The following is a 14,672-nucleotide window of genomic DNA, read 5'->3' on the forward strand; positions in this document are numbered from 1 at the left end:
TTTGGGAACGCAACAAGGTTATCATCAATCAAAAGCCAATTTAATGGAGACAAACACCATGACCCGCCCGTGGCTTGCCCATTACCCGCAAGGGGTTCCCGCCGATATCTCCACCGACGGCTACACCTCGCTGACCGATCTGCTGGACCGCGCCTGCAAGCAGTATTCGTCCCGCATTGCGCTGACGGCCATGGGTAGCGACATCACCTATGCGCAACTGGACGCGCATGCCCGGGCGTTCGCAGGGTGGCTGCAAAGCCTGGGGCTGCCCAAGGGCTCGCGCGTCGCGCTGATGATGCCCAACGTGCCGGCCTACCTGGTCGCCATGCTGGGCACGCTGCGAGCCGGCCACGCGGTGGTCAACGTCAATCCGCTCTATACCGCCGACGAGCTGCAACGCCAGTTGCTCGATAGCGGGGCGTCCGTCATTGTCATTCTCGAGAATTTCGCGCACACGCTGCAAAGCGTCACCGACCGCGGTTCGCTCAAGCACATCGTGGTGACGGGCCCGGGCGACCTGCTTGGCGGCCTGAAGGCGCCGCTGGTCAATCTGGCGGCCCGCTATATCAAGAAGCTGGTGCCCGCCTGGCGCATCGACGGCGCGCTCATGCTGCCGCAGGTGCTGGCCCAGGGCGCGCGGCTGCCGTTCGCCGCGCCCGCCATATCAATGGACGATCTGGCGGTGCTGCAATACACCGGCGGCACCACCGGCGTGCCCAAGGGGGCGATGCTGTCGCACCGCAACCTGACCGCCAACGTGATGCAGATGGAAGCGGTGGCCAGCCCCGCGCTGCACGACATGGCGGGGCAGCAGATCACCATTCTCAGCGCCTTGCCGCTCTACCACGTGTTCGCCATGACGGTCTGCGGCCTGTATGGCCTGCACGCGGGCATGCGCAATGTGCTTGTCATCAATCCGCGCGACCAGCCTTCGCTGATCGGGGCGTGGCGCAAGACGCCCATCAACGTGTTTCCGGGCGTCAATACGCTGTTCAACGCGCTGGCCCACAACGAGGATTTCGCCAAGCTCGATTTCTCCGGCTTGCGGCTGACCTTGGGCGGTGGCATGGCGGTGCAGCAGGCGGTGGCCGAGCGCTGGTTGAAGATCACCGGGCGGCCGTTGGTCGAGGGCTACGGCTTGTCCGAGACGTCGCCGGTGGCCACGGTGAACCCGACCAACGCCACCGCGTATTCCGGGTCCATCGGCCTGCCGCTGCCGTCCACCGAGGTGGCGATTCTTGACGACGCGGGCAACGATGTGCCGTTGGGCGAGCGCGGCGAAGTCGCCATCCGCGGGCCGCAGGTCATGCTGGGCTACTGGCAAAAGCCGGAGGAAACCCGCCACGCCATGACCGCCGACGGCTATTTCCGCACCGGCGACATCGGCATCATGGACGACAAGGGCTACACCCGCATCGTCGACCGCAAGAAAGACATGATCACGGTGTCCGGCTTCAAGGTCTATCCGAACGAGGTCGAAGCGGCGGTGGCGCAGATGCCCGGCGTGCTGGAATGCGCAGCCATCGGCGTGCCGGACGAACATTCGGGCGAGGCCGTGAAGGTGTTCGTCGTGAAGAAAGACCCGTCGCTGACCGAAGCCCAGGTGCAGGCGTGGTGCAAGGACAAGCTGACCGGCTACAAGCGGCCGCGTTTCGTGGAGTTCCGCGACGAGCTGCCCAAGAGCAACGTCGGCAAGATCCTGCGGCGTGAGCTGCGCCCCGATGCCGATGCCAAGGCCGCTGCGCCGCAGGGCCACGCAGCCTGATCTGCGCTGATGCGCGGCGGCCGGGCGTCAGCCCGGCGGGGCCAGGTGCGGGGCAATCATGTCGTGCAGGGCGCGTTCGATGTCGCGGTTGCCGGCTACCACGCGCCCGCCGATGGGCCAGGAATCCGTGCGATGCATGTCGCTGCAGGCGCCGCCCGCTTCGCGCACGATCAGGGTGCCCGCCGCCACGTCCCAGGGGGCCAGCCCCATTTCCCAATAGCCGTCATAGCGGCCGCAGGCCGTCCAGGCCAGATCCAGCGCCGCGGCGCCCATGCGCCGCACGCCGCGCGCGCGGTTGATGGCCTCGTGCAGCATTGGCATGTATTGGCTGGCGAAAGAAAAATCGCGGAACGGAAAACCCGTGGCCAGCACCGAGTCTTCGAGCGTGCGGGTGCGTGAACACGAGATGCGGCGACCGTTGAGCCACGCGCCCAGGCCGTACACGGCGGTGAAGAGTTCTTCGCGGCAGGGGTCGTAGACCACGCCGACGACGGGGGTGTCGACGGCCAGGCGTTCGTTGGCCGAAATGGCCGTGCCGGCATGCGCGATCAGGGCGATCGACACCGCATAGTGGGGGATGTCGTGCAGGAAATTGGTGGTGCCGTCGAGCGGATCGATGTACCAGGTGGCAATGCCCTGGGCCTGGCCGCCGGTTTCTTCGGCGACGATGCCGAACTTGGGCGTGCGGGCCTGCAGCTCCTGGATAATGACAGCCTCGGCTTCGCGGTCAGCCTGCGATACGAGATCATTGCGCGCCTTGCGGTCGATCACGAGATCGGCGCGGTGATGCGCGTAGGATTGCAGGATGGCGGCACCGGCATGCGCCGCTGTGACGGCCGCGTCGATGGCGGCGCACAGGTCAATGGATGAAGCCAGCGAGCGGGGCTGATCATAGGTTTCCATGAATCGAGTGTAAGCCCAGGTATGCGTCAAATTCGTGGCCACGCCCGCAAAACCCGCATGGTGCGTGGCGTCCATCCAACGCCGCCCCCCGCGTCGTCCGATAATCCTTAGTGTCAGACATTCGTTCCATACGCCGTTTCCATGTCCTCGTCCTACGTTCCCCTGACCCCCGCCGCCGCTGAATTCGATGCGCAGGGCCGCCTTTACAGCCCGGTCTATGGCGACGTGTATCACTCGCCGTCGGGGGCGTTGGGGCAGGCGGAACATGTGTTCCTGCGTGGCAATGGCCTGCCCGAACGCTGGCGTGGGCGAGGCGCCTTCACGGTATGCGAGACCGGATTTGGCCTGGGGCTGAACTTCCTGGCGCTCTGGCGCGCGTGGCGCGACGATCCGCAGCGGTCGCGGACCCTGCACGTGGTGTCGCTGGAAGCGCATCCGTTTGCGCGCGCGGATCTCGCAGCGTTGCTGGCGCGGCATGCCCCGGAGCCGCTGGCGGCGCTGGGCGCGCAACTGGCGGCGCAATGGCCGCCGCTGCTGCCAGGCCTGCACCGCCTGGAATTCGAGGGCGGTGCGGTGACGCTGACCCTGGGTCTGGGCGATGCGCAGACGCTGGCCCCGCGCCTGTCTGCCAGGGTGGACGCTTACTTTCTCGACGGCTTTGCGCCCGAGCGCAATCCGCACATGTGGCAGGCGCCGCTGCTCAAGGCGCTGGCGCGGCTGGCGGCGCCCGGCGCCACCGTGGCGACCTGGGCATGCACGGGCGACTTGCGCCGAGCCTTGCAAGAGGCGGGTTTCGAGGCGCGTCGGGCGCCGGGTTATGGCGGCAAATGGCACATGACCGTGGGCTCGGTGGCGGCGCCCGGCGCCGCGGCAGGGGCGCCTGCCGTGGCCGACGCGGACCGCCATGCCGTGGTGGTCGGGGCGGGGCTGGCCGGGTCGGGGATCGCGCAGTCGCTGGCGCTGCGCGGATGGCGCGTGACGGTGCTGGATGCCGCGCTGGCGCAAGGCATTGCCGCCCATGCGGGCCACGCCGCCGCGGCGTTGACGCCTGTGCTGGCGCGGGACGATAACGCGCGGGCGCGCTTGTCGCGCGCGGGCAGCGCCCGCGCGTTGGCGCGTTGGGCGGGCTTGCCTGTTGGCGCGGCGCCGACGGTCTGCGGTACGGTGCAGCTCGAACGCGACGCGGGCCGCGCGGCCGCGCTGGCCGGCACGCTGGAAACCCTGGCCTTCCCCCGCGATTGGGTGCGCGAAGTCAGTCGCGATGAAGCCAGCGCGTTGGCCGGACTGCCACTGGCACGCGGCGGCGTGTTTTTTGGCCAGGGCATGTTGGTGCAGCCCGACCGGCTGGTTCCCGCGTTGCTGGCGACGCCCGGGGTGCAGGTCGTGCCCGGCGCGGTGGCGCGGGTGCTGGCCGAGGCAGGCGGCTGGCGTGTCCTGGATGCGGCGGGCCACGAATTGGCGCGGGCCGACACCGTCATCCTGGCCAACGCCTTCGGGGCGCAGGCGGTATTGGAGGCCAGCGGCTGGCTGGCGCCCCTGCCGCGGGTGGCGCAGATGCATGCGCTGGCCGGCGAAGTGACCCTGGTGCCGGCCGTGGCCTTGGCGGGCGGCCCCCGCTGCGTGGTGGGGGGCGAAGGTTATCTGCTGCCGGACACCGGAGCCGGTTGCGTCGTGGGCAGCACCTATGTGCATGGCGCGACGCAGGCGGGCATCGGCGCCGAGGGCCAGCGGGTCACGCTGGACAAGGCGGCGGGGCTGTTGGGCGGCGCATTTCCGGCGTTCGACGCGTTGGTGCCAGGCACCTTGCCGGGTTGGGCGGGGTGGCGCGCGGTGTTGCCGGGGCGCCTGCCCGCCGTGGGGCCGCTGGCGCATGCGCCGGGCGTGTGGCTGGCCGCCGGTTATGCGTCGCGGGGGCTGTCGTGGTCGGCATTGATGGGGGATCTGATTGCCGCGCGCCTTTGCGGCGAACCGTCACCCCTTGAAACCGATCTGGCCCAACTTATTTCGCCGCGCTGAAAAAAACTTCAGCGCCCCGGGGGGAGTCGGGCGAGGTGGCGTAGAATTGCGGGAAATGCCAGGATTTGGCGCCAAATAGCCCGCTTTGGGCTCAAAGTTGGCGTTCCGGCGGCGCACCGGTGGTTGGCCGGACACGCGTTGGCGGGGGGCTTTGTGACCCCTTTTTTGGATGATATCGCCATCCAAAAGAGGGACCGAGTTTATTTCAAAGCTCAAATCCGTCAAAATAGCGTCTTTTGATGGTTTTTGGCTTAAGCCGGGGGATGCTCTGTGCCGCCCAAGTTCGACTTTGCCCATACTACCCAGCTCGACACCATCGAGCTGCTGACGTCCCGCCCCAGTCGCATCGATTTCGACGCGGGCGATGGGTTGCACCTGGTAGTCGAGGCGCATGCGCCTGGTGTTTTTCGCCTGCGCTGCGGCGAGGCGAACCACCTTACCGATGACAAGCCCGGCGCGCGTGCGCGTGCCGTGGCTGAAATGCTGCTCGCGCGCCAAGAGGCCGTGGGCGAGGCCGCCATCGCGCCACGCGAAGGCGGGGACGGTTGGCGCATCACCCAGGGCGACGTTGCCCTGGAGATCCAATCCAACCCCGTGCGGATTGCGTTGTACCGCAATGACGCGCGGGTATTCGAGTCCGAGGTTTCCGCGCATACGCCCGCATTCGGGCACAACGCGCTGGACCAGGCCGACGACGCAGCCTGGACGGCGGGGTTCACCCTGCTGCCGGACGAGCGCGTCTACGGCCTGGGCGAAACCCCGGGCGACCTGAACCGCCGCGACGAATCCGTCGTGTCAGACGATCCCGAGCATCGCGCCTTGCCGCTGGCATGGAGCCCGCGAGGCTGGGGCGTCTACGTCAACACGATGCGCCGGGTGCAGCATTCGGTGGGCGCCGCGCCGGCCGATTCGGCCTACATCGTCAGTGTCGACGATGCCGTGCTCGACGTCTTCCTGTTTGCCGGCGAGCCCGCTGAAATCCTGAACCAATACACTGCGCTGACCGGCCGCGCCGGCCAGCCGGTGCTGTGGGCGATGGGCGCGTGGCTGCAGCAGGCGAGCGGCGAAATGCCGACGCAGACCGTGGCGTTGCTGGCCCGCATGCGCGAAAACCAGATTCCGGTCGACGCCGTCACGCTGGCGCAGCCGGCGGCCTGGGGCTTTCAGTCCGACAAGGCCGTGTTCGAATGGGATGCCCAGCGCTTCCCGGACGCCAAGCAGATGCTGGCCCTGTTCCACAAGCACAACGTGCACGTCGCCGCCTCGGGCTTTCCGGGCGTGATCAAGACCAGCCCGCTGTTCGAGGAACTCGAAGACCGCGGCTGGCTGCTGGCCAAGGACGACGGCTCGGCACAGGTATTCGACGGCAACGCCGCCACTTCGGGCCAGCCTTATGGCCTGTTGGACCTGACTTACCGCGACATCTACAACCTGTGGGTCGAGCGCCATCGCCAACTGATCGAAGATGGCCTGGACGCGCCCGCGTGCGATGCCCAGATCGCCATTCCCGATGGCGTCAACGCCCGCAACGGCGAAACCGGCCCGGCGCTGCGCAGCATGTATCCGCTGCTGGTGCGCCGCGCGCTGTTCGACGCGGTTGCCGGCCTGAAGGTGCCGCCCGAAGGCGTGGTGCCCAGCACCGACCTGTTTCCGGCGGCGCAGCGCCTGCCGTGGCAGGTGGGGCCGCAGGTCGACAATTCCTGGGACGGCCTGCGCCACACGTTGCGCACGGCCCTGTCCATCGGCGCCTCGGGCCTGCCCGTGCAGGTGCACGGCATCGGCACGGCCTCGCGCAGCGCGGCCGGCATGACGCCGGAGCTCTACCTGCGCTGGCTGACCGCAGGCGTGTTCTCGGCGAACTTCTCCTTCCAGGGCGTGGCCGGCCTGATGCCTTGGGACTTCGGCGACGAGACCCTGGCCCAGGTCAAGACCTGGATGCAATGGCGCTATCGCCTGGTGCCCTATGTGCTGGGCGCCATCGAAGACGCCGCGCGCACCGGCCTGCCGGTGCAGCGGTCCATGGCGCTGTCGTTCCCGAACGATCCGCATGCCCACGAATGGGACCTGCAATACCTGCTGGGCCCGGCCCTGCTGGTGGCGCCGATCACCGAACCGGGCAAGCAGGTTAGGGTGTACCTGCCCAAGGGCGAGGCCTGGTGGGACTTGAACACCGGCCACCGCTACGAAGGCGGCACCACCTGGACTATCGACTGCGAGCTGGGCCAGTTCCCGGTGTTCGGTCGCGAAGGGCACATGCTCTGTCTGGGACCCGCCGCGCAGCATACGGGCGAGTTCAATTCGGCGCGTATCCTCGACGAAGTCTGGATGTTCGGCATGCCGGTGCACAACCCGGTGGTCATGCGCAACAAGATCCGCGTCATGCAGATGCAGGGCTCCAGCTACATCAAGGGCCTGGAAGGCTTGCGCATCTCGCCGTCCGAGGGGCTGGAGGTCAAGCGCCGCGGCGCCGAAGTGCGCATCTCGCGCGCTCGCTGAACCCGGGTGGCCGGTCAACCGGCCACCAGTGAATAAAAGGGCAGTCAGGAAGGCTTTCCTTCCTGGCTGCCCTTTGCGTCTTTGCGCGGACGCATTCTATATTACTGTTAGTTATTAAAAATGGAAAAAACGGTCGTTCTCTTTAGAAGAGAAAAGATACAAAATCGCTTGCCATGATCCAGATCGAGAACCTATCCAAGACCTACGCCACGCCGCATGGCCAGTTCCAGGCGCTGCGGGGCATCAACCTGCATATCCAGCAGGGCGAGGTCTTCGGCATCATCGGCCCCAGCGGGGCCGGTAAAAGCACGCTGGTCCAGTGCATCAACCTGCTCGAGCGCCCCAACGAAGGCACCATCGCCATCGGCGGCCAGCAACTGACCGGCCTGAACGAAGCGCAACTGCGTGCCCAGCGCCGCCGCATCGGCATGGTGTTCCAGGGCTTCAACCTGCTGTCGCGCCGCACCGTGTACGGCAACGTGGCGCTGCCGCTGGAAATCGCCGGCGTGGCCAGGAACGAAATCCCCGCGCGCGTCGAGCGCCTGCTGGCCCTGGTGGGCCTGGAGCACCTGCGCGACCGCTATCCCAGCCAGATCAGCGGCGGGCAGAAGCAGCGGGTGGGTATCGCCCGCGCGCTGGCCAACAATCCGGACGTGCTGCTGAGCGATGAAGCCACGTCCGCGCTGGACCCCGAAACCACCCACAACATCCTGGCGTTGCTGCGCGACATCAACCGCAAGACCGGCGTGACCGTCGTGATGATCACGCACCAGATGGAAGTGGTGCGCGAGGTCTGCGACCGTGTGGCCGTGCTGTCGCAAGGTGAAGTCGTGGAAATGGGCAGCACGCGCGAAGTGTTCGCGCAGCCGCGCCACGAAGTGACCCGCGCCATGGTGTCGGCCGCCACCGCATCGGACCTGACCGATGCCACGCTGGCCGCCGTCAAGCAGCGCATCGAGACGCTGGCCGCCGCCAAGCCCGGCCAGGCTGTGCGCCTGTTGCGCCTGTCGTTGACCGGCACCGACGCGTCGGGCTCGTTCCTGTCCGACCTGTCGACGCAGTATTCGCTGGACGTGGGCCTGGTGCAGGCCCGCGTCGAAGACATCCAGGGCGTTGCCGTGGGCACGATGTTCGTGCTGGCGCAAGGCACCCCCGCCGCGGTCAAGGACGCGATTGCCGCGTTGACCGCCCGTGACATTACCGTTGAAGAAATTGCTCATGAGCCCGCAACTGATCGACCTGCTTATTACGTCGCTGCTTGACACCCTGCTGATGGTGGGTGTGGCCAGCGCCATTGCGGTGCTGGTCGGCATTCCGCTGGGCGTGATCCTGACCGTCACCGCGCGTGGCAGCATGCTGGAGAACCAGCCGGTGAACCACGCCCTGGGCGCAGTCATCAACGCCACGCGTTCGGTGCCGTTCGTGATCCTGATGGTCGCCATCATTCCGTTCACGCGCCTGGTGGCCCAGACTTCCATCGGCACCACCGCCGCCATCGTGCCGTTGTCGGTGGCTGCGATTCCGTTCATGGCGCGCATTGCCGAGAACGCGATGCGCGAAGTCGACCCGGGCCTGATCACCGCCGCGCGCGCCATGGGCGCATCGCCGATGCAGATCATCATGAAGGTGCTCTTGCCCGAGGCGCTGCCCGGCCTGATCGCCGCCACCATCGTCACCGTGGTCAGCCTGATCGGCTATTCGGCCATGGCCGGCGCCATCGGCGGCGGCGGCCTGGGCGACCTGGCCATCCGCTACGGCTACCAGCGTTTCCAGTCCGACGTCATGGCCGCCGTGGTCATCGTGCTGATCGTGCTGGTGCAGTTGATCCAAAGCCTGGGCGACCGCTACGTGCGCCGCATTTCGCACCGTTGAGCATCCAGGGCCATTCTTCCTCTACTTCCGACATTCGGGATATTCGCAACATGAGCATCAAGGTTTTGAAGTCGCTGGCCGCGTTCGCCCTCGGCGCCGCCGTATTCGCCCAGCCCGCCCTGGCCCAAGACAAGCCGCTGAAGGTGGGCGTCACCGCCGGCCCGCACGCCCAGATCTTCGACGTGGTCAAGCAGGAGGCCGCCAAGCAGGGCCTGAACATCCAGGTGATCGAGTTCACCGACTACGTGCAGCCCAACGTCGCGCTGGCTTCGGGCGACCTGGACGTGAACAGCTACCAGCACCAGCCCTACCTGGACAACGCCAACGCCGACCGCGGATACAAGCTGGTCAGCATCGCCAAGACCGTGATTTTCCCGATCGGCATCTACAGCAAGAAGATCAAGTCGCTGGCCGAACTGAAGGATGGCGCCCGCATCGCGCTGCCCAACGACCCGACCAACGGTGGTCGCGCCCTGTTGCTGCTGCAGGCCAACGGCCTGATCAAGCTGCGTCCGGAAGCCGGCCTGAAGGCGACCCCGATCGACGTGATCGAGAACCCCAAGAAGCTGCGCTTCATCGAGCTGGACGCCGCCCAGCTGCCGCGTTCGCTGGACGACACCGACGCGTCGGCCGTGAACACCAATTTCGCGCTGGAAGCGGGCCTGAACCCCGCCAAGGACGCGATCGCCCAGGAATCGCCCAATTCGCCGTACGCCAACGTGCTGGTGGTGCGTGAAAAGGACAAGGACCGTCCCGAGTTCGCCAAGCTGGTCAGCATCTATCACAGCCCGGCCGTGAAGCAATTCATCGAGACCAAGTTCAAGGGCGCCGTGGTGGCCGCCTGGTAAGCCAGGATTGGTCGCCCGATACCAGGACGGCCGCGCGAGCGGCCGTTTTTCATGGATTTTTGACAGCGCCATCGAAATAAGCCATAATTTCGGGCTTCGGTCGGGCTGATAGCTCAGTCGGTAGAGCAGCGGACTTTTAATCCGTTGGTCGCGAGTTCGAGTCTCGCTCAGCCCACCACCCTGATTTTGTGTAAAGCGCCGCTAATTTTTTAGCGGCGCTTTTTTTTCGGGCGCGCGCATCGCGTCACCGATGCGGTCGCTTACGCATTGGGCGACCCCTTTCGCGGAATCCCAGAAGTTTCTAGTTTTCACCATGGTGCGTCTATTCATGGTGGGTTTGCTTCATCCTGGCTTCTCTTTCGAATCTGGCGCCGATGGCGCCGCTTTTATTCGCGCGACGAATCAGTGTGGAGTGGGCTTCACGCAGCGTGGCATGGCCACGCGAAGGCCTTTCCTTATTGCCTGGTTGCGCACGAGGAAAGCCAATGCCCAATGCAAGTATCTTCCCGAGTCAAACGAACGACGCGCAGCGTGCTGCATTGCCGGCGATGCCCACCACGGCCCCGCATCACCGTGCGGCGCTGTCAGTAGCGGTGAGTGCCGTCCTGTGCGCTTTTGGGCCCGCATCATTGGCGCGAACGATAGATGGCGTGGGCCAATCGGTCACGGTCGATCGCAATAGCGCTTCGGATGGGTGGCTCGTCACCAATGGCGCCCACTTGCGGGTGAGGGACGGTGGGATCATTCAAGGTTCTGTTGCCCGTTTGGGCGGGACCATCAGCCTGGATGGTGGCGCCCGTGCGATGAGTAATGGCTACGGCAGCGCACTGTTGCTTTACGGCGCGACGGCGATCATCCGGGATTCCTCGGTCGTATCCCAACATCCAGCCTCCCATGGACTCTATCTGGGGGGGCGCAGACCGCCAGCCGAGGCCACCGCGACCATTATCAACAGTGACATTACCGGCGGCGGCTCAGGGGTGTCCGTGGACGGCAAGAGCCGCGTGGATATTTCGCTTAGCCGCCTCAAGGGGGACGCCCAAGGCTTGGAAGTCGCCTATGGCGGCCACGCCGACGTGAGCGATACGCGTATCGACGGTCGTCTGGCAGGTATACACGTCGTCGCTCCGGCACCGGATGGTACGGTTTCTTCGTTGACTGCGACGAGGATCCACGTCAAAGCGGGAGACCGGGTTCTCTGGGTCCGCGATGGCGCAAGCGTCGACATCAGCGATTCAACGATAGAGGCTTCATGGCCTATAGCGGGCGGAGGACTCCAGCTCGCAAATGGCGTCGTGCGTGCGACAGATGTGAATGTCATCGCGAACGAACGCGACTCGCGGGGGGTCTACGTGCTGTTCGACACGTCGCTTCTCACCTTTCAGCGAGGAAGTATTCGTGCCGAGGGCGCCCGAGGCTTGGGCGCGACAGTTACCTACGGTGGTGTCCTGTCGATGGACGGCACGCGCATTCAAGCTGACAACATCGGGGTACTGGCCGAGCGGGGCGGCATTGCCCGGCTGAAAAATGCGGCACTCACGACCGCCAGCGCGGGTTCCGAGGGGACCGTCTATGCACGCAATGGCGGCGTCATATCCATTGCGGCAAGCACGCTTCAGTCCGCGGGACGGGTGATGTTTTCGACGGCGGGGCAGGGGTACACCAATACCTTCCGTGTGCAAGACAGCCGCCTGACCGCGGCGGACAACGCGGTCATGGCAGTCGGCGCTGGCCATGCATCGTTCGACCTGCGGGACTCCGAGGTCACGAGTGCGGCAGGCAATCTCTTTGCGGCGGATGGCAACGGCTCCAGCAGCTTCGTGGCCAGCGGCTCGTCCCTGCAGGGCGATATCGGCGTGCCCCCAGGCTTCTCGGCCGATTTTGCGCTCGCAGAGGGTTCGCGTTGGCTGGGGCGCGGCGAGGGGGTGAATCACTTGTCCATCGATCCGACCAGCCAATGGCGCATGACGGGCGCTTCTGACACGCGTTCCTTGCATAACGAGGGTACGGTGATCTTTATGCCGGGGGCTTTCAGTACGTTGACAGTGGAGGGCGACCTGACCGGTGCGGGTCTGTTCGAGATGAACACGGACCTTGCCGCCAACCACGCAGACTTGCTGCGGGTCGGGGGTATGGCGAACGGAGACCACCGCATTCTGGTTCGAAATTCAGGCGGCGAACCTGCCGCAGCCGGGTTGCATCAAGAAATCGTTCGCACCGAGGGGGGCGGCGCATCGTTTACCTTGGCTAACCGTCGCCAGGTCGTGGATGCGGGCACCTACCGCTACACGCTGCAACGCAGCGATGCTGTCGGCGGGCGCGCCAGTGATTGGAGTCTGGTCCACGTCGGCTCAGTGCCGCCGGTTGTCCCGCTCCAACCCGGCCAGGTCGTGCCGCCGGTTGTCCCGCTCCAACCCGGCCAGCAGTTGTCGACAGGCGCCAATGCGGCGGTCAATACTGACGCGGGCGTGGCCCAGGGCATTTGGTATGCAGAGATGAATGCGCTGGTCAAGCGATTGGGGGAACTCCGGCTCGGTAACGACCAAGGCGGAGCATGGGCGCGCGCTTTCGGCCAAAAACAACTGATCAACAATAGGGGGGGCCGCGGCTATTCGCAAAATGTCGGCGGGATGGAATTTGGGGCGGACAAGCTGAAACATGCGTCCCAGGGGCGTTGGTATCTGGGCGGGCTGATGGGCTACAGCCACGCTCAGCGCAAATTCGAGGACGAAGGACGCGGCGGGACCGACAGCTACCACGTAGGCGGCTATGCCACGTATATCGCGGACAGCGGTTGGTACCTGGACGCGGTGGCCAAGGTCAATCGCATGAAGCACGACTTCAAGGTGCAGGCGACCGATGGGGCGAATGTTGAGGGGGGGTACCGCAATCGTGGCGCTGGGGCCTCACTGGAAGCCGGGCGTCAGATGGGATTCGGCAATGGGTGGTTCGTCGAGCCGCAAGTGGAAGTCTCGGTATTTCATGCCAGCGGGGCGAGCTATCGCATGAGCAATGACATGCGGGTGGTTTCGGGATCAGGGAATTCAACATTATTGCGGGCGAACGCTCTCGTTGGCCGTCGCATCGAACTGACCAACGCAAAGCAGGTGCAGCCCTACGTGAAATTCGGCTGGTCCCATGAGCTGGATGGCAAGAGTGTGGTGACAACCAATGGCATCGACACGCGTACCGATCTCTCGGGCGGGCGCGCCGAGCTGGGGGCGGGCGTCATTGCCGCTTTGGGAGGCAGGCACAGGCTGTATGCGGACTACGAGTACAGGAAGGGCTCACGCTTCGAATCGCCCTGGGGGATCAACGCAGGTTATCGTTACGTTTGGTAGAGGGCCAGGCACCGCGCGGGTCCGATCTGGTCATTGCCGTGCCAACAGAATGGGAGTTCGCGAAGTCATGTGCCACCACGTGTTGTGTCCTCCCGAAACAGGGCCCTCGAAATGAGTCGGATGTCGCTGTATTTGCGCCGCCAGTCGCCTTCGGCGTGGGCGCTGTGTGTCGCTGTCGTTGTTGGCGGCCACGTCAGTGCCGCCCCGCGGACCGTGTACACCGGCACCCTGCAGGGCGCCGGCGACGTCGTGATGGAACTGGACAGCCAGCCGGCGGCCGACGGTTCCGTGGCCGGCCGCTACTTCTGTCCGAAGCATGGCGTGGACATCCCGCTCAGGGGCACGCCGCAGGCCCTGCGCGAACCCAGGACCTACTACGAGATCAAGGACAGCGGCGCAGACCCGGAGTCGGACGCCGCGCCGCCTGCCGCCACCTGGTCGGGCAAACGCGACGCTGCCGGCTACCAAGGGAAATGGGTCGACGCGCGCACGGGCAAGTCGCGCAGCTTCAGCCTGCGCCGCGTCGCCGAATATGATCCCGACGCGTTGGCGCCGGATGCGGTTCAGGCCGTCACCGATGCGATCAGCGGCGGCGTGGGCAGTGGCATCAGCGTCAATGCCCGTATCGATACCCGGCACGCCCCCTACGAAACGCTGAAGCTCGCCGGCCACGCCGTGCCGGTCGGCCACGACGTCGGTGGCGCCGGGGTGGCCTACCGTCTGTGGCGAGACCCCCGCACCAAGTTCAGCTACCCGCGGCTGAGCCGGCATCCGGATCCGCAGGTCTTCCAACGCATCAACGATCTGCTCGAACAGCGCCATTGGCAGATGAGCCTGGCGGCGCTGGGCTGCATGGCGACGATCTATACCGACGGCAATCCGGCGGCGGGCACGCTGGGCAGCTATGACGACGAAAGCATCTCGGTCGACTGGCTGTCTCCGGCGTTGATGACGGTGACCGAATCCGGCAGTCTGTACTGCGGCGGTGCGCATCCCGACAATCATTTCGAGCCATACACGTTCGACTTGCTGCGTGGTGAATACCTGGACTGGAATCGCCTTTTCGACGCCTATAGGCCGGGCGAAGACGGCTGGCGCAAGGCAAGTCCGACGTTGCTGGCATTGATGGAGAAGGCGCGTGCGCCGCTGGCGGCGGACAAGCGCCAGGACAAGACCTCGGGCAAGACTCAAGATTTGGCTCAGGACCCGGCCGACGGCGAATCGCTGGAGGGCTGCTCGGACATCTGGCCTGACTACCTGGCCTTGAGCGTTGGGGCGCCGGGCGAACTGGTCCTGTCGGTGTCCGGCATCGGACATGCCATGGGCGCATGCCTGGGGCCCCATGCCAGCTTGCCATTCAAGGATCTGAAGCCCTACTTGAAGCCTGGCGGCCAGGCTTACCTGGTGACCGAATAGCGCCGGGCGATCCGT

The 14,672-nt window shown here is 65.8% G+C and carries 9 protein-coding genes and 1 tRNA gene; 9 read left to right on the plus strand and 1 reads right to left on the minus strand.

Going from position 1 to position 14,672, the window contains the following annotated elements; genetic code table 11:
- Nucleotides 1-58: 58 nt before the first annotated feature.
- Entirely contained in the window at nucleotides 59-1,765 is a 1,707-nt protein-coding gene (locus tag ACUDP5_RS04080; RefSeq protein WP_445658197.1) for an AMP-binding protein, read from the plus strand.
- Nucleotides 1,766-1,792: 27 nt separating this feature from the next.
- On the opposite strand, the gene ACUDP5_RS04085 is transcribed toward ACUDP5_RS04080, so the two are convergent.
- Nucleotides 1,793-2,668 carry an inositol monophosphatase family protein gene (locus ACUDP5_RS04085; RefSeq protein ID WP_263913859.1) on the minus strand — a complete coding sequence of 292 codons (876 nt, stop codon included), beginning with the start codon at nucleotides 2,666-2,668 and terminating at the stop codon, nucleotides 1,793-1,795.
- Between the two features lie 141 nt (nucleotides 2,669-2,809).
- Here ACUDP5_RS04085 and mnmD point away from each other — a divergent pair, with 141 nt between their 5' ends.
- The 8 genes from mnmD to ACUDP5_RS04125 all read left to right on the plus strand — a co-directional run bounded on the left by mnmD (nucleotide 2,810) and on the right by ACUDP5_RS04125 (nucleotide 14,657).
- On the plus strand, nucleotides 2,810-4,684 hold the full coding sequence (gene mnmD, locus ACUDP5_RS04090; RefSeq protein WP_445658198.1) for a tRNA (5-methylaminomethyl-2-thiouridine)(34)-methyltransferase MnmD: 1,875 nt from the start codon (nucleotides 2,810-2,812) through the stop codon (nucleotides 4,682-4,684).
- 270 nt (nucleotides 4,685-4,954) lie between these two features.
- Nucleotides 4,955-7,180 (plus strand): TIM-barrel domain-containing protein, encoded by a 2,226-nt coding sequence (locus tag ACUDP5_RS04095; RefSeq protein WP_263913861.1) that lies wholly within the window; start codon nucleotides 4,955-4,957, stop codon nucleotides 7,178-7,180.
- Between the two features lie 173 nt (nucleotides 7,181-7,353).
- The gene (locus tag ACUDP5_RS04100) at nucleotides 7,354-8,442 is read left to right on the plus strand and encodes a methionine ABC transporter ATP-binding protein (RefSeq protein WP_025136655.1); all 1,089 of its coding nucleotides are present in this window, start codon (nucleotides 7,354-7,356) and stop codon (nucleotides 8,440-8,442) included.
- On the plus strand, nucleotides 8,399-9,052 hold the full coding sequence (locus ACUDP5_RS04105; RefSeq protein ID WP_025136656.1) for a methionine ABC transporter permease: 654 nt from the start codon (nucleotides 8,399-8,401) through the stop codon (nucleotides 9,050-9,052). Before ACUDP5_RS04100 ends, ACUDP5_RS04105 begins: the two co-directional genes overlap by 44 nt.
- Before the next feature lie 50 nt (nucleotides 9,053-9,102).
- Nucleotides 9,103-9,900 carry a MetQ/NlpA family ABC transporter substrate-binding protein gene (locus tag ACUDP5_RS04110; RefSeq protein WP_199164342.1) on the plus strand — a complete coding sequence of 266 codons (798 nt, stop codon included), beginning with the start codon at nucleotides 9,103-9,105 and terminating at the stop codon, nucleotides 9,898-9,900.
- 102 nt (nucleotides 9,901-10,002) lie between these two features.
- Nucleotides 10,003-10,078 (plus strand) — tRNA-Lys (locus tag ACUDP5_RS04115).
- A gap of 307 nt (nucleotides 10,079-10,385) precedes the next feature.
- Nucleotides 10,386-13,241 carry an autotransporter outer membrane beta-barrel domain-containing protein gene (locus ACUDP5_RS04120; protein WP_445658199.1) on the plus strand — a complete coding sequence of 952 codons (2,856 nt, stop codon included), beginning with the start codon at nucleotides 10,386-10,388 and terminating at the stop codon, nucleotides 13,239-13,241.
- Nucleotides 13,242-13,361: 120 nt separating this feature from the next.
- Nucleotides 13,362-14,657 carry a hypothetical protein gene (locus ACUDP5_RS04125; RefSeq protein WP_445658200.1) on the plus strand — a complete coding sequence of 432 codons (1,296 nt, stop codon included), beginning with the start codon at nucleotides 13,362-13,364 and terminating at the stop codon, nucleotides 14,655-14,657.
- The last annotated feature ends 15 nt before the right edge of the window (nucleotides 14,658-14,672 follow it).

This window comes from Achromobacter sp. NCFB-sbj8-Ac1-l (genome assembly GCF_052695805.1).

Excerpts from the sequence above, each read along its gene's own strand:
- ACUDP5_RS04080 (WP_445658197.1), top strand. The coding sequence starts at position 59 with ATGACCCGCCCGTGGCTTGCCCATTACCCGCAAGGGGTTCCCGCCGAT.
- ACUDP5_RS04125 (WP_445658200.1), top strand. The coding sequence starts at position 13,362 with ATGTCGCTGTATTTGCGCCGCCAGTCGCCTTCGGCGTGGGCGCTGTGT.
- ACUDP5_RS04100 (WP_025136655.1), top strand. The coding sequence starts at position 7,354 with ATGATCCAGATCGAGAACCTATCCAAGACCTACGCCACGCCGCATGGC.
- ACUDP5_RS04085 (WP_263913859.1), bottom strand. The coding sequence starts at position 2,668 with ATGGAAACCTATGATCAGCCCCGCTCGCTGGCTTCATCCATTGACCTG.
- ACUDP5_RS04105 (WP_025136656.1), top strand. The coding sequence starts at position 8,399 with ATGAGCCCGCAACTGATCGACCTGCTTATTACGTCGCTGCTTGACACC.
- ACUDP5_RS04110 (WP_199164342.1), top strand. The coding sequence starts at position 9,103 with ATGAGCATCAAGGTTTTGAAGTCGCTGGCCGCGTTCGCCCTCGGCGCC.
- mnmD (WP_445658198.1), top strand. The coding sequence starts at position 2,810 with ATGTCCTCGTCCTACGTTCCCCTGACCCCCGCCGCCGCTGAATTCGAT.
- ACUDP5_RS04120 (WP_445658199.1), top strand. The coding sequence starts at position 10,386 with ATGCCCAATGCAAGTATCTTCCCGAGTCAAACGAACGACGCGCAGCGT.